Below are 17,242 nucleotides of genomic sequence, written 5' to 3'. Positions count from 1 at the left end.
TTCGGCGTTGTAAGGTTAAGCCTCACGGTTCATTAGTACCGGTTAGCTCAACGCATCGCTGCGCTTACACACCCGGCCTATCAACGTCATCGTCTTTAACGTTCCTTCAGGAGACTCGAAGTCTCAGGGAAGACTCATCTCGGGGCAAGTTTCGTGCTTAGATGCTTTCAGCACTTATCTCTTCCGCATTTAGCTACCGGGCAGTGCCATTGGCATGACAACCCGAACACCAGTGATGCGTCCACTCCGGTCCTCTCGTACTAGGAGCAGCCCCCCTCAATCTTCCAGCGCCCACGGCAGATAGGGACCGAACTGTCTCACGACGTTCTAAACCCAGCTCGCGTACCACTTTAAATGGCGAACAGCCATACCCTTGGGACCTACTTCAGCCCCAGGATGTGATGAGCCGACATCGAGGTGCCAAACACCGCCGTCGATATGAACTCTTGGGCGGTATCAGCCTGTTATCCCCGGAGTACCTTTTATCCGTTGAGCGATGGCCCTTCCATTCAGAACCACCGGATCACTATGACCTGCTTTCGCACCTGCTCGCGCCGTCACGCTCGCAGTCAAGCCAGCTTATGCCATTGCACTAACCTCCTGATGTCCGACCAGGATTAGCTGACCTTCGTGCTCCTCCGTTACTCTTTGGGAGGAGACCGCCCCAGTCAAACTACCCACCAGACACTGTCCGCAACCCGGATCACGGGTCCACGTTAGAACACCAGCCATTAAAGGGTGGTATTTCAAGGACGGCTCCGCGCAGACTGGCGTCCACGCTTCAAAGCCTCCCACCTATCCTACACATCAAGGACCAGTGTTCAGTGTCAAGCTATAGTAAAGGTTCACGGGGTCTTTCCGTCTTGCCGCGGGTACACTGCATCTTCACAGCGAGTTCAATTTCACTGAGTCTCGGGTGGAGACAGCCTGGCCATCATTACGCCATTCGTGCAGGTCGGAACTTACCCGACAAGGAATTTCGCTACCTTAGGACCGTTATAGTTACGGCCGCCGTTTACCGGGGCTTCGATCAAGAGCTTCGCGTTGCCGCTGACCCCATCAATTAACCTTCCGGCACCGGGCAGGCGTCACACCGTATACGTCCACTTTCGTGTTTGCACAGTGCTGTGTTTTTAATAAACAGTTGCAGCCAGCTGGTATCTTCGACTGGTTTCAGCTCCACCCGCAGGGGCTTCACCTACACACCAGCGTGCCTTCTCCCGAAGTTACGGCACCATTTTGCCTAGTTCCTTCACCCGAGTTCTCTCAAGCGCCTTGGTATTCTCTACCTGACCACCTGTGTCGGTTTGGGGTACGATTTCGTGTTACCTGGAGCTTAGAGGCTTTTCCTGGAAGCAGGGCATTTATCACTTCAGCACCGTAGTGCCTCGTCATCACACCTCAGCCTTGATTTTCCGGATTTGCCTGGAAAACCAGCCTACATGCTTAAACCGGGACAACCGTCGCCCGGCTGACATAGCCTTCTCCGTCCCCCCTTCGCAGTAACACCAAGTACAGGAATATTAACCTGTTTCCCATCGACTACGCCTTTCGGCCTCGCCTTAGGGGTCGACTCACCCTGCCCCGATTAACGTTGGACAGGAACCCTTGGTCTTCCGGCGAGCGGGCTTTTCACCCGCTTTATCGTTACTTATGTCAGCATTCGCACTTCTGATACCTCCAGCATGCCTCACAGCACACCTTCAACGGCTTACAGAACGCTCCCCTACCCAACAACACATAAGTGTCGCTGCCGCAGCTTCGGTGCATGGTTTAGCCCCGTTACATCTTCCGCGCAGGCCGACTCGACCAGTGAGCTATTACGCTTTCTTTAAATGATGGCTGCTTCTAAGCCAACATCCTGGCTGTCTGGGCCTTCCCACATCGTTTCCCACTTAACCATGACTTTGGGACCTTAGCTGGCGGTCTGGGTTGTTTCCCTCTTCACGACGGACGTTAGCACCCGCCGTGTGTCTCCCGTGATAACATTCTCCGGTATTCGCAGTTTGCATCGGGTTGGTAAGCCGGGATGGCCCCCTAGCCGAAACAGTGCTCTACCCCCGGAGATGAGTTCACGAGGCGCTACCTAAATAGCTTTCGGGGAGAACCAGCTATCTCCCGGTTTGATTGGCCTTTCACCCCCAGCCACAGGTCATCCGCTAATTTTTCAACATTAGTCGGTTCGGTCCTCCAGTTAGTGTTACCCAACCTTCAACCTGCCCATGGCTAGATCACCGGGTTTCGGGTCTATACCCTGCAACTTAACGCCCAGTTAAGACTCGGTTTCCCTGCGGCTCCCCTATACGGTTAACCTTGCTACAGAATATAAGTCGCTGACCCATTATACAAAAGGTACGCAGTCACACCCCGAAGGGTGCTCCCACTGCTTGTACGTACACGGTTTCAGGTTCTTTTTCACTCCCCTCGCCGGGGTTCTTTTCGCCTTTCCCTCACGGTACTGGTTCACTATCGGTCAGTCAGGAGTATTTAGCCTTGGAGGATGGTCCCCCCATATTCAGACAGGATACCACGTGTCCCGCCCTACTCATCGAGCTCACAACACGTGTGCTTTCGTGTACGGGGCTGTCACCCTGTATCGCCGGCCTTTCCAGACCGTTCCACTAACACACATGCTGATTCAGGCTCTGGGCTGCTCCCCGTTCGCTCGCCGCTACTGGGGGAATCTCGGTTGATTTCTTTTCCTCGGGGTACTTAGATGTTTCAGTTCCCCCGGTTCGCCTCGTTAGCCTATGTATTCAGCTAACGATAGTGCAACGGATTGCACTGGGTTTCCCCATTCGGACATCAACGGGTCAGGGGTTCATATCACCTCGCCGTTGCTTTTCGCAGATTAGCACGTCCTTCATCGCCTCTGACTGCCAGGGCATCCACCGTGTACGCTTAGTCGCTTAACCTCACAACCCGAAGATGTTTCTTNTCGATTCATCATCGTGATTGCGAAAATTTGAGAGACTCGAACACACTTTCGTGTGTCGTTTCAATTTTCAGCTTGATCCAGATTTTTAAAGAGCAAAACTTCGCAGTACACTTCACAGTGCACTCTGAAGGTTTTCATAAAACGGGCAGTGATGGTGGAGCTATGCGGGATCGAACCGCAGACCTCCTGCGTGCAAAGCAGGCGCTCTCCCAGCTGAGCTATAGCCCCATCGTAGTTAACCTCGTTACCCGTAATTTCTGTTGAGGCAAGGCGTGGTGACAAGAAGCATACATCAGTATGTGAGTGTCGCCGCAACGCAGCATCAGCAGAAATTTGGTAGGCCTGAGTGGACTTGAACCACCGACCTCACCCTTATCAGGGGTGCGCTCTAACCACCTGAGCTACAAGCCTGTAGAGGTTTTACTGCTCGCTTTTCATCAGACAATCTGTGTGAGCACTGCAGGGCAGGTTCTTTAAGGTAAGGAGGTGATCCAACCGCAGGTTCCCCTACGGTTACCTTGTTACGACTTCACCCCAGTCATGAATCACAAAGTGGTAAGCGCCCTCCCGAAGGTTAAGCTACCTACTTCTTTTGCAACCCACTCCCATGGTGTGACGGGCGGTGTGTACAAGGCCCGGGAACGTATTCACCGTGGCATTCTGATCCACGATTACTAGCGATTCCGACTTCATGGAGTCGAGTTGCAGACTCCAATCCGGACTACGACGCACTTTATGAGGTCCGCTTGCCCTCGCGGGGTCGCTTCTCTTTGTATGCGCCATTGTAGCACGTGTGTAGCCCTGGTCGTAAGGGCCATGATGACTTGACGTCATCCCCACCTTCCTCCAGTTTATCACTGGCAGTCTCCTTTGAGTTCCCGGCCTAACCGCTGGCAACAAAGGATAAGGGTTGCGCTCGTTGCGGGACTTAACCCAACATTTCACAACACGAGCTGACGACAGCCATGCAGCACCTGTCTCACAGTTCCCGAAGGCACCAAGGCATCTCTGCCAAGTTCTGTGGATGTCAAGACCAAGTAAGGTTCTTCGCGTTGCATCGAATTAAACCACATGCTCCACCGCTTGTGCGGGCCCCCGTCAATTCATTTGAGTTTTAACCTTGCGGCCGTACTCCCCAGGCGGTCGACTTAACGCGTTAGCTCCGGAAGCCACGCCTCAAGGGCACAACCTCCAAGTCGACATCGTTTACGGCGTGGACTACCAGGGTATCTAATCCTGTTTGCTCCCCACGCTTTCGCACCTGAGCGTCAGTCTTTGTCCAGGGGGCCGCCTTCGCCACCGGTATTCCTCCAGATCTCTACGCATTTCACCGCTACACCTGGAATTCTACCCCCCTCTACAAGACTCAAGCCTGCCAGTTTCGGATGCAGTTCCCAGGTTGAGCCCGGGGATTTCACATCCGACTTGACAGACCGCCTGCGTGCGCTTTACGCCCAGTAATTCCGATTAACGCTTGCACCCTCCGTATTACCGCGGCTGCTGGCACGGAGTTAGCCGGTGCTTCTTCTGCGGGTAACGTCAATCGCTGCGGTTATTAACCACAACGCCTTCCTCCCCGCTGAAAGTACTTTACAACCCGAAGGCCTTCTTCATACACGCGGCATGGCTGCATCAGGCTTGCGCCCATTGTGCAATATTCCCCACTGCTGCCTCCCGTAGGAGTCTGGACCGTGTCTCAGTTCCAGTGTGGCTGGTCATCCTCTCAGACCAGCTAGGGATCGTCGCCTAGGTGAGCCGTTACCCCACCTACTAGCTAATCCCATCTGGGCACATCTGATGGCAAGAGGCCCGAAGGTCCCCCTCTTTGGTCTTGCGACGTTATGCGGTATTAGCTACCGTTTCCAGTAGTTATCCCCCTCCATCAGGCAGTTTCCCAGACATTACTCACCCGTCCGCCACTCGTCACCCGAGAGCAAGCTCTCTGTGCTACCGTTCGACTTGCATGTGTTAGGCCTGCCGCCAGCGTTCAATCTGAGCCATGATCAAACTCTTCAATTTAAAAGTTTGATGCTCAAAGAATTAAACTTCGTAATGAATTACGTGTTCACTCAATGAGACTTGGTATTCATTTATTGTCCGAAGACATTAAGAATCCATGTCACCTGAGTGCCCACACAGATTGTCTGATAAATTGTTAAAGAGCAGGTGCGACGCGGCTTTCAGCTCACCGTCGCGAGGTGGCGTATATTACGCTTTCCTCTTTCAGAGTCAACCCTGTTTTTCAGGATTTTTTCTCTTCAACCAACCGGCTGTTTGTGAAGTGATTCACATCCGCCGTGTCGATGGAGGCGCATTATAGGGATCCCATTTTTTAGCACAAGTGTTTTTTAGATCTTTTTTGCTGATTGATGATTTTCCATCCTTTTCGACCAGATCCTGGCCGATCTGATTAAAATTTGACGTACTTTCCCCTTGCTCACCGCCTCTGTTGCGCTCAAAGTCATCTTAAAAGCGCCAATTAAACGAGGTAGATATGTTCCCAGTGTTACGTCCTTATAAAGATCTTTTCCCGCAAAAAGGGGAACGTGTAATGATCGACGCCAGCAGCGTTGTCATTGGTGACGTCAGAATCGCTGACGACGTGAGCATCTGGCCACTGGTCGTTATCCGCGGTGACGTCAATTATGTCGCTATCGGTAAGCGCACCAATATCCAGGACGGTAGCGTTCTGCACGTCACCCATAAATCCTCCACGAAACCCGAGGGTAACCCGCTAGTTATTGGCGAGAATGTTACTGTTGGCCACAAGGTTATGCTGCATGGATGTACCATCGGCAACCGTGTACTGGTAGGTATGGGATCAATTTTGCTGGATGGCGCGGTGATTGAGGATGACGTCATGATAGGGGCCGGTAGCCTGGTACCGCAAAACAAGCGACTGGAGAGCGGTTATCTCTACCTGGGCAGCCCGGTCAAACAGATCCGCCCCTTAACCGAGGCGGAGATCGAAGGGTTGAACTATTCAGCCAATAACTACGTAAAATGGAAGGATGAGTATCTGGATCAAGATAACCAGAACCAGCCCCGCTCGTCTTCCTGTTGATCGCTGACGGCATCGCTGGCCTCTTCTTCAAGATCCCAGCGGTGAAGCCGAAAGCTTTCCAGAGGATCGTTCTCACCAAAACGGCTGCACAGGCTCTCACCGCTGATAGCACAGGTGAGTTGCATGCCATGCATCAGAGCCGGGAAGCAAACCGCCTGCGCAGCTTCATCCCAGATTTCCCTGTCAGGGAACTGAATCGCCTGGTTCACTTTGCCAGCTCCTGTTTTAGTTTATCGATCACCGGCTCAACCGCCGGTAATACGCCATGCCAAAGCAGTACCGCATGCGCCGCCTGGCCCACCAGCATACCCAGTCCATCGGCAAGATGCTTTGCCCCCTGTTGCTGACACCAGCTTAAAAAAGGCGTCATTCCTTTCTGATAAAACATGTCATAAACAAACGTCTGGGGATGAATCAGCGAGGGCGGGATGGCTGGCAGTTCCCCCGCAACGCCGCTGGAGGTCGCATTAATAATGAGATCGAAGCTTTCTCCATTCAGATCCCCCAGCGCTGCCGCTTTCACACTACCGGTATGGGCAAACAACGCTGCTAATGCCCCGGCGCGGCTATGCGTACGGTTGGCGATTGTCACGGCACAATCAAGAGATAAAAGCGGCAAGAGCACGCCGCGCGCGGCGCCCCCCGCCCCAAGAAGCAGAATACGGAAACCGGGTTTGATAAAAGAAAGCCTTTCGAGATCGCTTAGCAGGCCAATCCCGTCGGTGTTATCGCCCAGCAGCCGTCCATCTTCCAGACGTTTCAGGGTATTCACCGCCCCCGCCAGCGTTGCGCGCTCGGTTAGCTCATCAGCCCGCTCAAACGCCTCTTCCTTAAAAGGCATGGTGACGTTTGCACCTTTACCGCCTTCGTTAAAAAAAGCATTCAGCGTTGCAGTAAAACCCTCTAAAGGCGCGAGAACACGACCATAGGGATGATCGATACCCAGCTGCTGGGCAAATTGTTGATGGATGAATGGCGATTTACTATGGGCAATCGGATGACCAAAAACGGCGTACGTTTCCATTGTTTTATCCCTGGCGAAAACGTTCGCCGGTTAACGCATCACGGATCTCAGACGGGTTCAGGCGCCCACCCGTTTCCCCATCCACGACCGGGAACTCAGCACCAAACTGTGCAATGACCTCCCGGGAGGAGCGGCAAGGCGGCAACCCCGTCAGGTTTGCGCTCGTTGAAACCAGCGGTTTGCCGAATGCTTCACAGAGCTCAATTACCAGTGGATGATCCGTCACGCGTACGGCGAGCGAATCAAACTGGCCGGTCAGCCAGCGGGACGTTGTCGGCCTGGCCGGAAAGACAAAGGTAACAGGGCCAGGCCAGGTAGCGAAAATGATTTCACGTTGCTGTTCGGTCAGCATGGAATCATCTATATAAGGCTCAAGCTGGGCAAAGCTGGCAGCGATGAGGATCAATCCTTTTTCAACAGGCCTCTGTTTCAATGCCAGCAGACGATTTACCGCCTTTTCACTATCAGGATCGCACCCTACGCCAAATACGGCTTCTGTTGGATAGGCGATGACTTCTTCATTTTTCAGGACTTCAACCGCATATGCGACCGAGCCTGGTTGCAGGTTATTATTCACAGGTTTAATCCGCCGAAACCGGCTTTCCACATTGTTTACTGGCACAAAAGCATTTTACGCCCTGCGCTGTTTTCTTCTCTATTAATAACGGATAGCCGCAGTGAGCACAGCTGCCCGCTACTGGCTTAAAATTGATAACGAACTGGCAATCAGGGTAGCGATCGCAGGAATAAAAGGTTTTACCATAGCGGGAACGCCGCTGGATCAGATGCCCTTGCTGGCACTGCGGACAGGCGATAGCCGTTTCGTCTGGTTTATCGATCTGTTCCGTATGGTCGCATTCAGGATAGCGACTGCATCCGATAAACATACCGAAGCGCCCCTGCCGAAGCGCCAGATTACTACCGCAGGCCGGACATAACTGCCCCTCCAGAACCTTCACGATATGCCCATCCGCCTGGCTTTTCAGGGGACGGACATAGTCACATTCCGGATAATGAGAACAACCGAGAAACGGGCCGTGTTTCCCGGACCGAATGACAAGTTCAGCCCCGCACTGCGGGCAGGGCTCATTTTTACGCACCGTAAACAGTGCTGATTTCGTCATAACCACTCTTGAGCCGCACAATTATTACTTCAGTGCAGCATACCTTCATTTACTTCAAAGAGTAATTCTTCCATTTGCTGATAGGCGTTCTCACAGCCCGGGATATTAAACAGAACCATCAGAATGACCCACTTCAGGTCTTCCAGTTCAAATTCTGCAGTATCCAGCGCCATGACGCGTTCTATCACCATCTCCCGGGTTTCGAGGTTGAGCACCTGAATCTGCTCCAGGAATAAAAGGAATCCCCGGCAACTGGCATCCAGTCTTTCACACTCTTCTGCCGTATAGATACGAACGGACAACGGATCGGAAGCAAGCTGCATCGGTTCGGCGAGGCCGTCCTGATAATCAGCCAGCTTTTCTAGCCACATCAACGCATTATAAATATCTTCCCGCTCAAATCCTGCATCGGTAAGATCCCGAGTGAGTCGGTCCTGATCCACGCGCATTTCAGCTTCGTTTTGGATGTAGGTCTCAAACAAATACATCAGTACGTCGAACATGGCATGCCCTCCTTAATCGGACATAGCCGCCGGGTACAGCTGCGATCCATCCTGCTAACTCCAGTTCCAGTAGCTGTGCTACCGTTACTGGCACAGGTTGGCCGGCACGTTCAGCGACAACGTCAACAGGTGTTACCTCATCTCCTACGTTAGCCAGGAGCTTCGGAAATGGCAATGCCGCCTCATCCCGATCTGACGAATAAAATGTTTTTTCTGATTCATTCGCCACCCACTGCAAGCCGTATCGCAAGTTTTGAACGATCTCATCCGCGCTTGTCACCGGCGTAGCGCCCTGCTTAATCAGCCAGTGCGGCCCCTCACAGCCCGGATTACCTATTGGCCCCGGCAGCGCAAAAACTTCCCGCCCCTGCTCCAGCGCGCAGCGGGCGGTTACCAGCGAGCCGCTGCGTATCGCCGCCTCCACCACCAGAACACCGCAGCTCAACCCGCTGATAATGCGATTGCGGCGCGGGAAGTTTCCTGGCCAGGGCGGAGCCGCCAGGGGAAATTCGGAAATAAGGGCCCCGCCACCAGCCGTAATGTTATCGGCAAGGCTTTGATGACGACGGGGATAGATGCTAAACAGGCCATTGCCCAGCACCGCAATGCTTTTGCCTGACGCGGCAAGCGCAGCGCGATGTGCGATGCCGTCAATACCGCATGCCAGTCCGCTGGTAATGGTAAAACCTCGGCCAGCCAGTTCTTCGGAAAATTGTTTTCCCCATCTTTCCCCATACCAGGAGGGAGCCCGGGTACCTACTACGGCCAACTGCTCGTAATTGAGCGCATCCAGATTGCCCTTTACGAAAAGCGCCCCGGGAAAATCGGTAAGGGTGCGCAACAGCGCCGGATAGCGAGGATCGCTGGCCGTCAGCAGATGATGTTCCGGTTGCGCCAGCCAGCTAAGGCTACGCTCAAGCTCTGCGTCTTTAAGTTGAAGAAACCGGGCGGCCTGCTTTTTCGTCAGTCCCGCTTGCGCCAGTTCGGCGTCGTTAATGCAGTCGCAAAGTGTCAGCTTTTCTGCGGCTTTTACCATAACCTCGCCGCAGAGCTCTCCCGTGTTGACCAGACGTAACCATAACTCTGTAGACGACATCCTTTCCCTTGCCATAAGCAGCCTCAACAATCTTTGCGATTGGTCAGCGATGCTGTCAATCGGAGGGGGATTTGTCTAGAATAGAGGTAATAATCTTTTCAACTCCTGAATACGACTCTGGAAATTTATGGCAGTCTTGCAAGTGTTACATATTCCGGACGAGCGGCTTCGCATCGTCGCTGAACCGGTCAAAGAAGTTAATGAAGAAATTCAGCGTATCGTGGATGATATGTTCGAAACGATGTACGCCGAAGAAGGTATTGGTCTTGCGGCCACACAGGTCAATATTCATCAGCGTATTATTGTGATTGATGTATCAGAGAATCGCGAAGAGCGCCTGGTACTCATTAATCCGGAGCTGCTTGAAAAAAGTGGTGAAACGGGTATCGAGGAAGGGTGTTTATCCATTCCTGAGCAACGCGCCCTTGTGCCGCGCGCCGAGAAAGTGAAAATTCGCGCGCTCGATCGCGATGGTAATTCGTTTGAACTGGAAGCAGACGGCCTGCTGGCTATCTGCATTCAACACGAGATGGATCATCTGGTCGGTAAGCTCTTTATCGATTATCTCTCTCCGCTAAAGCAGCAGCGTATCCGCCAGAAAGTCGAAAAACTGGATCGTCTGCGCGCACGCGCGTAACGGAAACCGGGATACAAGGAAAAACGTGTCTAAGAAGCTACGTATTATCTTCGCAGGAACCCCTGACTTCGCAGCGCGTCATCTCGACGCGCTGTTAACGTCTGGTCATCAGATTGTGGGGGTTTTCACCCAGCCGGATCGCCCCGCTGGGCGTGGTAAAAAGCTGATGCCCAGCCCGGTAAAAGTTGTTGCCGAGCAACACAGCCTGCCGGTTTTTCAGCCCGCGTCTTTACGCCCGGAGGAGAACCAGAAGCTCGTTGCCGAACTTCAGGCTGATGTCATGGTCGTGGTCGCTTACGGCCTGATCCTGCCGAAAGCGGTACTTGATATGCCGCGTCTTGGATGTATTAACGTTCATGGCTCCTTGCTTCCTCGCTGGCGCGGCGCGGCGCCCATTCAGCGCGCGCTTTGGGCTGGCGACAGCGAAACTGGCGTGACTATCATGCAGATGGATGTTGGTCTTGATACGGGCGATATGCTTTATAAGCTCTCCTGCCCCATTACTGAAGCTGATACCAGCGCAACGCTGTACGATAAGCTCGCTGAGCTCGGCCCACAGGGGCTGATCGAAACGCTGCAGCAGCTTGCCGACAGCAGCATCCGGGCGGAAGTGCAGGACGAAACGCATGTCACTTACGCCGAAAAGCTGAGTAAAGAAGAGGCCCGGATGGACTGGTCACTTTCTGCCGCCCAGCTGGAACGCTGCATCCGCGCCTTTAATCCCTGGCCAATGAGCTGGATGATGATTGAGGATCAGCCGGTTAAAATCTGGAAAGCCTCTGTTATTCACGGTCAACCTCAGGCAGAGCCAGGAACTATTCTCGCGGCCAGTAAGCAGGGGATCGAGGTAGCAACCGCTGAGGGGATCCTTAATCTGGAAATCCTGCAGCCAGCCGGTAAAAAAGCGATGAGTGCGCAAGATCTGCTGAACTCTCGCCGTGACTGGTTTACGCCGGGTAATCGTCTTGCCTGAGCAAGGTTATCATTAAGGCCCGGTGATCCCGGGCATTTTTATTTTTGCGGTTATGAAAAAACAAAATTTACGCAGCATGGCGGCGCAGGCCATCGAACAGGTGGTCGAACAGGGTCAATCGCTGAGCAATATCCTTCCGCCGCTTCAGCAAAAAGTCTCAGATAAAGATAAAGCGCTGCTCCAGGAGCTCTGCTTTGGCGTGCTGCGCACTCTTCCTCAACTTGAGTGGCTGGTTAATCAGCTGATGTCTCGCCCAATGACGGGCAAGCAGCGTACTATCCATTATTTAATCATGGTTGGTTTTTACCAGCTTCTCCATACGCGTATTCCTCCACACGCCGCGCTGGCTGAAACGGTGGAAGGCGCGGTTATGATCAAACGCCCCCAGTTGAAAGGTTTGATTAATGGCGTATTGCGTCAGTTTCAGCGCCAGCAGGATGAATTGCTGGCCGCATTCGACAAAACGGACGCTCGCTTTCTTCATCCTGACTGGCTGCTTAAACGAATGCAAAAAGCCTGGCCACAGCAATGGGAAACCATTGTGGAGGCGAATAACCAACGTCCGCCGATGTGGCTGCGCATCAACCGTAACCATCACAGCCGGGATGAGTGGATGGCATTGCTTGAGGCCGAAGGCTTGCAAGGTTTTACGCACGAACACTATCCGGATGCGGTACGCCTGGCCTCGCCTGCATCGGTCCAGTCTTTACCGGGGTTTGATCAAGGCTGGGTCACCGTTCAGGATGCCTCTGCTCAGGGCTGTATGAAGTGGCTTGAGCCGGAAAACGGCGAACGCATTCTGGATCTCTGCGCGGCGCCGGGCGGCAAAACCACCCACATTCTGGAAGTCGCTCCGCAGGCAAACGTCATGGCGGTAGATGTAGATGAAAAGCGTCTTTCCCGCGTTTACGATAACCTGAAGCGTTTAGGAATGAAGGCGGAAGTCAAACAGGGCGATGGCAGAACGCCCGCCGCGTGGTGCGGCGACGAACAGTTTGACCGTATCCTGCTGGATGCGCCTTGCTCTGCTACCGGCGTCATTCGTCGCCATCCCGATATTAAATGGCTGCGTCGCGATCGTGATATCAGCGAGCTGGCTCAGCTTCAGGCTGCTATCCTGGACGCTATCTGGCCCCATCTCAAGCCTGGGGGTACGTTGGTGTATGCCACCTGCTCCATACTTCCTGGTGAAAACAGCCAGCAAATTGCCGCCTTCCTGAAACGTACGCCGGACGCTAAACTGCACGATACCGGCACGCCTAATGAGCCGGGCATTCAGAACCTGCCGGGTGCGGAAGAAGGTGACGGCTTCTTTTACGCTAAGCTAATCAAAGAGTGATGTTGAATACGGGTCGCATGCTATGAAGATAATCATTCTGGGAGCCGGGCAGGTTGGCGGTACGCTTGCCGAAAACCTGGTGGGGGAAAATAACGACATCACCATCGTCGATACGAACGGCGATCGACTGCGTGGCCTGCAGGACAAGTTCGATCTGCGCGTCGTTCAGGGCCACGGTTCGCATCCCCGGGTATTGCGTGAAGCGGGCGCCGATGATGCCGATATGCTTGTTGCAGTGACCAGTTCCGACGAGACGAATATGGTTGCCTGCCAGGTGGCCTACTCTCTTTTCAATACGCCGAATCGCATTGCCCGTATCCGTTCCCCGGATTACGTTCGTGATGCGGATAAACTCTTTAACACGGATGCGGTGCCCATCGATCACCTTATCGCTCCCGAGCAACTGGTTATTGATAATATCTACCGCCTGATTGAATACCCCGGTGCTCTGCAGGTAGTGAACTTCGCGGAGGGAAAAGTAAGCCTGGCCGTGGTCAAGGCATACTACGGTGGACCACTCATTGGTAATGCGCTCTCCACCATGCGAGAGCATATGCCCCACATTGATACTCGCGTCGCGGCTATATTCCGCCACGATCGGCCCATCCGTCCCCAGGGCTCTACCATTGTAGAAGCAGGAGATGAGGTCTTCTTTATCGCGGCCTCACAGCACATTCGCGCAGTAATGAGTGAGCTGCAGCGTCTGGAAAAACCGTATAAACGCATCATGCTGGTCGGCGGCGGCAATATTGGCGCGGGCCTCGCCCGTCGCCTTGAGAAAGACTATAGCGTGAAGCTGATCGAGCGAGATCAGCAGCGTGCCGCTGAGCTTGCGGAAAAACTGCAAAACACTATCGTCTTTTATGGCGATGCCTCAGATCAGGAGCTGCTGGCGGAAGAGCATATCGATCAGGTCGATCTTTTTATTGCCGTAACCAACGACGATGAAGCGAACATCATGTCGGCCATGCTAGCAAAACGCATGGGCGCAAAAAAAGTGATGGTCCTCATTCAGCGCCGGGCCTACGTTGATCTGGTGCAGGGTAGCGTGATTGATATCGCCATCTCCCCTCAGCAGGCCACAATTTCCGCGCTGCTCAGCCATGTACGTAAGGCGGATATTGTGGGCGTTTCCTCCCTGCGCCGCGGCGTGGCGGAGGCGATCGAGGCGGTGGCGCATGGAGATGAAACGACTTCCCGTGTGGTGGGTCGCGCTATTGATGAAATCAAGCTTCCTCCGGGCACGATAATCGGTGCGGTGGTACGGGGCAACGATGTGATGATTGCGAACGATAATCTCCGAATCGAGCAAGGCGACCATGTCATTATGTTCCTGACGGATAAAAAATACATTACTGACGTAGAGCGTCTTTTCCAGCCAAGCCCCTTCTTTCTTTAAGTCAGCAAGGCGCTCACACGAGCGCTTTTGCTTATTAACCCTCTCATTTATAAGGCCAATGTTATTTTCTTGTAATGGAAATCGGCTAATGATTTGTTAGACTGATAAATACCAGCTGGCACAAGGAGAATAATATGAGCTTTATTAAAGAATTTCGCGAATTTGCGATGCGCGGGAATGTGGTGGATTTGGCTGTCGGTGTCATCATCGGTGCTGCGTTCGGTAAAATTGTCTCATCCCTGGTTGCAGATATTATTATGCCGCCGCTCGGATTGTTGATCGGGGGAATCGATTTCAAACAGTTTGCGTTCACGCTCAGAGAGGCGCAGGGAGATGTCCCGGCTGTTGTGATGCATTACGGCGTGTTTATTCAGAACGTGTTTGATTTCATTATCGTTGCGCTTGCCATCTTTATGGCGATTAAGCTCATTAACAAACTTAATCGTAAAAAAGAGGAGCCTGCAAAAGAGGCGCCTGGCCCTACTAAAGAAGAAGTGCTGCTTACTGAAATCCGTGACCTGTTAAAAGAGCAAAATAGTCGCCCATCATCAGGCGCCTAAAAGCAGAAGGCCAGTGGGAAAGAAGCGACTATCTTCTTTTCCACTGGCCTCCCAGTTACCCCGGTTGCCATGTTTCCCTTTGCGCAGATAACTTCCTTTCCCTTTTTTATTTTTCTCAATTCGCTGACGAAACAGAGGATCATGCAATAGCGCTTCGATAGCGTTATCGTTGATCTGCCCCTTCTTATGTTGATATCGGCTCATAGCCTCTCCTGATAATGGTTGGTTCGGCGCAAGTGTAGATACGTTGGTGTAAAAAATCAACAAACTCACCGTTCTGCGCTTGCACCCTGCTCCAGCGCTTCAAGAATGGAACATGAAAGGCTGGTATGGGCAGTACCGCAGCAGGCGTCATTCAGACGTTGCAACGATCGCTGCATGGTCTGGAGTTCTTCAATCTTCGCTTCCACTTCTTTCAGCCGGGCCAGCACAATGCTTTTGGACTCCTGGCAGGTATGATGCGCGGGATCGATTCGGATCGAAAGCAGTTCACGGATCGACTCCAGCGTAAAACCAAGCTGTCTGGCATAACGGATAAACTTTAGTCGCTGAAGATCGTTATCAGTGTAAAGGCGAAAACCACCTCCGGTACGACCTTCGTGATCCATCATCTGCTGTTTTTCATAATAGCGGATGGTGTCGGGCGTAACGTCTGCGAGACGGGCAAGCTCACCGATTCGGTACATAACTATTCCTCATTCATTTTTTTAAGCAACCGATCGGCATAATCGCCGTGTAAAAAATCAGTGCTCAGTCCAGCCTGACGAAGCTGAATTTCCAGCAGGGTTAAACGTCGTTGTAGATCACGATAACGGGGATCTTCCTCCTTGATTCCTTTGAGCAGATCCGCAAGCTCAACTGCCTCTTTTCGCTGTTGCAGCTCCAGGGGCAGGCAACCCGCATTTTTAAGCAGCCGATATCCTGCACGTAAGTCTTCCGGAACATGGGAATCATCATCCAGCATAAGCGGCTTACCGCTGCCCGGTAAATTGTCGAAATCGCCTTGGCGTTGGGCATCAACAATGTGTCGTTCTGCCCACTGATCGAGTAACCACATCAGAGTGCTCCACAAAGGTGATCAAAAAAGATACGACTATTATGAAGAGAGAAATCCGGGGGAGAAATAAAAAAACCCGCCGAAGCGGGTTTTTTTACGTTACTACAGATTACTCTGCAGCAGCTTCTGCTTTCGATTCAGAACGATCAACCAGCTCGATGTAAGCCATCGGCGCGTTGTCGCCTGCACGGAAGCCACACTTCAGAATGCGAGTGTAACCACCGGCGCGGCTCGCGAAACGCGGGCCCAGCTCGTTAAACAGTTTTGCCACGATCTCGTTATCACGAGTACGGGCGAATGCCAGACGACGATTAGCAACGCTGTCAGTCTTGGCAAGAGTAATCAGCGGCTCAACTACGCGACGCAGCTCTTTCGCTTTAGGCAGGGTCGTCTTGATGATTTCATGACGAACCAGGGAACCTGCCATGTTGCGGAACATAGCCTGGCGATGGCTGCTGTTGCGGTTCAGTTGACGACCACTCTTACGATGGCGCATGACCTTATCCTTCTCAGTAAAACCTTAACCTGTGATCCGGTTACTCGTCAGCAATGCTTGCCGGCGGCCAGTTTTCCAGGCGCATGCCCAGAGACAGACCACGGGAGGCCAGCACGTCTTTAATCTCGGTAAGAGATTTTTTACCCAGGTTCGGCGTTTTCAGCAACTCAACCTCGGTACGCTGTACCAGATCACCGATATAGTGGATAGCTTCTGCCTTGAGGCAGTTAGCAGAGCGGACAGTCAATTCCAGATCGTCAACAGGGCGCAGCAGGATCGGATCGAATTCTGGTTTCTCTTCTTTCACTTCCGGCTGACGTACATCACGTAAGTCAACGAAAGCTTCCAGTTGTTCTGCCAGGATGGTCGCCGCACGACGAATCGCCTCTTCAGGATCGATTGTGCCGTTGGTTTCCATTTCGATGACCAGCTTGTCCAGGTCGGTACGCTGTTCTACACGCGCTGCTTCAACATTGTAGGCGATACGCTCTACAGGGCTGTAGCAAGCGTCGACCAGCAGACGGCCGATTGGGCGCTCATCTTCTTCCGAATGAATTCGGGCAGACGCCGGCACATAACCGCGACCGCGCTGAACTTTGATACGCATGCTGATAGATGCGTTCTCATCAGTCAGGTGGCAGATCACGTGCTGCGGCTTGACGATTTCGACATCACCGTCGTGGGTAATGTCGGCTGCAGTCACAGGGCCAATGCCAGATTTATTCAGAGTAAGAATAACTTCATCTTTACCCTGAACTCTCACCGCAAGCCCTTTCAGGTTAAGCAGGATTTCAAGAATATCTTCCTGAACGCCTTCTTTGGTGCTGTACTCATGCAGTACACCATCAATCTCAACCTCGGTCACCGCGCAACCCGGCATCGATGAGAGCAGAATACGGCGCAGTGCGTTACCCAGAGTATGACCGAAGCCACGCTCTAAAGGTTCAAGGGTCACCTTGGCGTGCGTCGAACTCACTTGCTCGATATCTACCAGGCGCGGTTTTAGAAACTCTGTCACAGAACCCTGCATTG

17 protein-coding genes, 2 tRNA genes and 2 rRNA genes are annotated in these 17,242 nt (G+C 52.9%); 6 read left to right on the top strand and 15 right to left on the bottom strand.

What is annotated here, in order from left to right; all coding sequences use genetic code 11:
* Positions 1–11: 11 nt before the first annotated feature.
* The 4 genes from BN3796_RS03405 to BN3796_RS03390 form a co-directional block, all read right to left on the bottom strand.
* Positions 12–2,915: ribosomal RNA gene (locus BN3796_RS03405) — 23S ribosomal RNA — on the bottom strand.
* A 175-nt stretch (positions 2,916–3,090) separates the two neighbouring features.
* Positions 3,091–3,166 (bottom strand) — tRNA-Ala (locus tag BN3796_RS03400).
* A 106-nt stretch (positions 3,167–3,272) separates the two neighbouring features.
* Positions 3,273–3,349 (bottom strand) — tRNA-Ile (locus BN3796_RS03395).
* Positions 3,350–3,417: 68 nt separating this feature from the next.
* A 16S ribosomal RNA gene (locus BN3796_RS03390) occupies positions 3,418–4,957 on the bottom strand.
* The 16S and 23S rRNA genes sit together here with 2 tRNA genes alongside, the layout of an rRNA operon.
* A 475-nt stretch (positions 4,958–5,432) precedes the next feature.
* Between BN3796_RS03390 and BN3796_RS03385 the strand changes: the two genes are divergently transcribed.
* The gene (locus BN3796_RS03385) at positions 5,433–6,002 is read left to right on the top strand and encodes a gamma carbonic anhydrase family protein (RefSeq protein WP_061707000.1); all 570 of its coding nucleotides are present in this window, start codon (positions 5,433–5,435) and stop codon (positions 6,000–6,002) included.
* Here the strand turns inward: BN3796_RS03385 and BN3796_RS03380 are convergent.
* From BN3796_RS03380 to dprA, 6 genes are read right to left on the bottom strand one after another with little or no spacing between them, the layout of a single operon-like run.
* Positions 5,963–6,211 carry a DUF1488 family protein gene (locus BN3796_RS03380; RefSeq protein ID WP_061706999.1) on the bottom strand — a complete coding sequence of 83 codons (249 nt, stop codon included), beginning with the start codon at positions 6,209–6,211 and terminating at the stop codon, positions 5,963–5,965. The genes BN3796_RS03385 and BN3796_RS03380 overlap by 40 nt on opposite strands.
* Positions 6,208–7,026, bottom strand: a complete 819-nt coding sequence (aroE, locus tag BN3796_RS03375) for a shikimate dehydrogenase (RefSeq protein WP_061706998.1) — start codon at positions 7,024–7,026, stop codon at positions 6,208–6,210. Before aroE ends, BN3796_RS03380 begins: the two co-directional genes overlap by 4 nt.
* A gap of 4 nt (positions 7,027–7,030) precedes the next feature.
* Positions 7,031–7,603, bottom strand: coding sequence for an L-threonylcarbamoyladenylate synthase type 1 TsaC (gene tsaC / locus BN3796_RS03370; protein ID WP_061706997.1), 573 nt, complete (start codon positions 7,601–7,603; stop codon positions 7,031–7,033).
* A 4-nt stretch (positions 7,604–7,607) separates the two neighbouring features.
* Positions 7,608–8,150, bottom strand: coding sequence for a DNA topoisomerase family protein (locus BN3796_RS03365; protein WP_061706996.1), 543 nt, complete (start codon positions 8,148–8,150; stop codon positions 7,608–7,610).
* Positions 8,151–8,179: 29 nt separating this feature from the next.
* Positions 8,180–8,653 carry a DUF494 family protein Smg gene (smg, locus tag BN3796_RS03360; protein WP_061706995.1) on the bottom strand — a complete coding sequence of 158 codons (474 nt, stop codon included), beginning with the start codon at positions 8,651–8,653 and terminating at the stop codon, positions 8,180–8,182.
* Complete coding sequence (dprA, locus tag BN3796_RS03355; RefSeq protein WP_061706994.1) at positions 8,625–9,749, bottom strand: DNA-protecting protein DprA; 1,125 nt, start codon at positions 9,747–9,749, stop codon at positions 8,625–8,627. The genes smg and dprA overlap by 29 nt, the downstream gene beginning before the upstream one ends.
* Before the next feature lie 127 nt (positions 9,750–9,876).
* On the opposite strand from dprA, the gene def reads away from it, so the two are divergent.
* The 5 genes from def to mscL all read left to right on the top strand — a co-directional run bounded on the left by def (position 9,877) and on the right by mscL (position 14,657).
* Positions 9,877–10,386, top strand: coding sequence for a peptide deformylase (def, locus tag BN3796_RS03350; protein ID WP_061706993.1), 510 nt, complete (start codon positions 9,877–9,879; stop codon positions 10,384–10,386).
* A gap of 25 nt (positions 10,387–10,411) precedes the next feature.
* A complete protein-coding gene (gene fmt / locus BN3796_RS03345) occupies positions 10,412–11,359 on the top strand; it encodes a methionyl-tRNA formyltransferase (protein ID WP_061706992.1) in 948 nt (315 codons plus the stop codon).
* Between the two features lie 52 nt (positions 11,360–11,411).
* Positions 11,412–12,698: a 16S rRNA (cytosine(967)-C(5))-methyltransferase RsmB gene (gene rsmB, locus BN3796_RS03340; RefSeq protein WP_061707539.1), complete on the top strand. Its 1,287-nt coding sequence runs from the start codon at positions 11,412–11,414 to the stop codon at positions 12,696–12,698.
* Positions 12,699–12,720: 22 nt separating this feature from the next.
* Complete coding sequence (gene trkA, locus BN3796_RS03335; RefSeq protein WP_061706991.1) at positions 12,721–14,097, top strand: Trk system potassium transporter TrkA; 1,377 nt, start codon at positions 12,721–12,723, stop codon at positions 14,095–14,097.
* Positions 14,098–14,231: 134 nt separating this feature from the next.
* Positions 14,232–14,657 (top strand): large-conductance mechanosensitive channel protein MscL, encoded by a 426-nt coding sequence (mscL, locus tag BN3796_RS03330; RefSeq protein ID WP_061706990.1) that lies wholly within the window; start codon positions 14,232–14,234, stop codon positions 14,655–14,657.
* On the opposite strand, the gene BN3796_RS03325 is transcribed toward mscL, so the two are convergent.
* The 5 genes from BN3796_RS03325 to BN3796_RS03305 form a co-directional block, all read right to left on the bottom strand.
* Complete coding sequence (locus BN3796_RS03325) at positions 14,646–14,861, bottom strand: alternative ribosome-rescue factor A (RefSeq protein ID WP_061706989.1); 216 nt, start codon at positions 14,859–14,861, stop codon at positions 14,646–14,648. The genes mscL and BN3796_RS03325 overlap by 12 nt on opposite strands.
* A 65-nt stretch (positions 14,862–14,926) precedes the next feature.
* Positions 14,927–15,343, bottom strand: a complete 417-nt coding sequence (gene zntR, locus BN3796_RS03320) for a Zn(2+)-responsive transcriptional regulator (RefSeq protein ID WP_061706988.1) — start codon at positions 15,341–15,343, stop codon at positions 14,927–14,929.
* Positions 15,344–15,345: 2 nt separating this feature from the next.
* Complete coding sequence (locus BN3796_RS03315; RefSeq protein ID WP_061706987.1) at positions 15,346–15,714, bottom strand: DnaJ family domain-containing protein; 369 nt, start codon at positions 15,712–15,714, stop codon at positions 15,346–15,348.
* Between the two features lie 109 nt (positions 15,715–15,823).
* Positions 15,824–16,210, bottom strand: coding sequence for a 50S ribosomal protein L17 (gene rplQ, locus BN3796_RS03310; protein WP_001216372.1), 387 nt, complete (start codon positions 16,208–16,210; stop codon positions 15,824–15,826).
* A 40-nt stretch (positions 16,211–16,250) separates the two neighbouring features.
* Positions 16,251–17,240 (bottom strand): DNA-directed RNA polymerase subunit alpha, encoded by a 990-nt coding sequence (locus tag BN3796_RS03305; RefSeq protein WP_002438685.1) that lies wholly within the window; start codon positions 17,238–17,240, stop codon positions 16,251–16,253.
* Between the last annotated feature and the right edge of the window lie 2 nt (positions 17,241–17,242).

The organism is Pseudenterobacter timonensis (genome assembly GCF_900021175.1).
Lineage (GTDB): Bacteria > Pseudomonadota > Gammaproteobacteria > Enterobacterales > Enterobacteriaceae > Enterobacter > Enterobacter timonensis.
This window is presented reverse-complemented; position numbering and strand designations above follow the sequence as displayed.

Coding starts and splice junctions, on each gene's coding strand:
- aroE (WP_061706998.1), bottom strand. CDS start 7,026: ATGGAAACGTACGCCGTTTTTGGTCATCCGATTGCCCATAGTAAATCG.
- BN3796_RS03385 (WP_061707000.1), top strand. CDS start 5,433: ATGTTCCCAGTGTTACGTCCTTATAAAGATCTTTTCCCGCAAAAAGGG.
- BN3796_RS03305 (WP_002438685.1), bottom strand. CDS start 17,240: ATGCAGGGTTCTGTGACAGAGTTTCTAAAACCGCGCCTGGTAGATATC.
- mscL (WP_061706990.1), top strand. CDS start 14,232: ATGAGCTTTATTAAAGAATTTCGCGAATTTGCGATGCGCGGGAATGTG.
- smg (WP_061706995.1), bottom strand. CDS start 8,653: ATGTTCGACGTACTGATGTATTTGTTTGAGACCTACATCCAAAACGAA.
- BN3796_RS03315 (WP_061706987.1), bottom strand. CDS start 15,714: ATGTGGTTACTCGATCAGTGGGCAGAACGACACATTGTTGATGCCCAA.
- dprA (WP_061706994.1), bottom strand. CDS start 9,749: ATGTCGTCTACAGAGTTATGGTTACGTCTGGTCAACACGGGAGAGCTC.
- BN3796_RS03365 (WP_061706996.1), bottom strand. CDS start 8,150: ATGACGAAATCAGCACTGTTTACGGTGCGTAAAAATGAGCCCTGCCCG.
- def (WP_061706993.1), top strand. CDS start 9,877: ATGGCAGTCTTGCAAGTGTTACATATTCCGGACGAGCGGCTTCGCATC.
- zntR (WP_061706988.1), bottom strand. CDS start 15,343: ATGTACCGAATCGGTGAGCTTGCCCGTCTCGCAGACGTTACGCCCGAC.
- rplQ (WP_001216372.1), bottom strand. CDS start 16,210: ATGCGCCATCGTAAGAGTGGTCGTCAACTGAACCGCAACAGCAGCCAT.
- BN3796_RS03325 (WP_061706989.1), bottom strand. CDS start 14,861: ATGAGCCGATATCAACATAAGAAGGGGCAGATCAACGATAACGCTATC.
- rsmB (WP_061707539.1), top strand. CDS start 11,412: ATGAAAAAACAAAATTTACGCAGCATGGCGGCGCAGGCCATCGAACAG.
- trkA (WP_061706991.1), top strand. CDS start 12,721: ATGAAGATAATCATTCTGGGAGCCGGGCAGGTTGGCGGTACGCTTGCC.